The organism is Gluconobacter sp. P1D12_c (genome assembly GCF_018812105.1).
Classification (GTDB): Bacteria; Pseudomonadota; Alphaproteobacteria; order Acetobacterales; family Acetobacteraceae; genus Gluconobacter; species Gluconobacter oxydans_A.
The window spans coordinates 1-591 of record NZ_JACSIQ010000189.1; the positions used below are offsets into that span (position 1 = coordinate 1).

General features: G+C 42.0%; 1 protein-coding gene and 1 pseudogene. Both read right to left on the bottom strand.

Annotation, left to right across the window (positions count from 1 at the left end; genetic code table 11):
• Window positions 1-16: 16 nt before the first annotated feature.
• Window positions 17-277: a hypothetical protein gene (locus KP705_RS16260; protein ID WP_215764835.1), complete on the bottom strand. Its 261-nt coding sequence runs from the start codon at window positions 275-277 to the stop codon at window positions 17-19.
• Window positions 274-591: pseudogene (locus KP705_RS16265) on the bottom strand (hypothetical protein); the annotation flags it as partial. The pseudogene KP705_RS16265 and the gene KP705_RS16260, both read right to left, overlap by 4 nt.

Consider the following 591-nt stretch of genomic DNA (forward strand, 5'->3'; position numbering starts at 1 on the left):
CCTTCTTCAGATATATTCAGAAAGCTTCTTTTTTTGTCGGTAATGGAACATTTGGCTGACCGACAAACCATTCGTAGAGTGAAGGATCACTCGGAAGGCGAAGTGTCTCTAGAAGCACTTCATTATCTCGCACTATAGAAAATTCAAAAAATTCATCTAAATTTTCATCATGTAATTCCTTAAGATTTTTCCAAATTTTCATAGTTTCTAAGTCGTTTGAATGAGAAATTATAAATGTATTTTGGCATGCAATATGGAATCGTTCGTTAGTTTTCATAATTTTCCTCCTTCTATAACTTCAAGATTAAATCCCGGCTTTGGTATTGTAGAAAGTTCTTCTTGTGTAGCACGACTACCTACTTCAGCAACGTGGCGGTTCATGTAGTAGCGGACAAGACCCGGCCCTCGCATACCGGCTACCTTTTCGCGCTCGGAGAAAATCGCACCGAACTTCACCAGTTCATTCATGATGGCTGTAACTTCGTTGACCCGAATTCCGACTTTTTCGGCGATTTCTTCGCGGGTTAGCATGATCTGTCCGGTATGTGGGAACAGGTGGTCGAACAAGAGCGTCCAGACGTCCACGGCCTT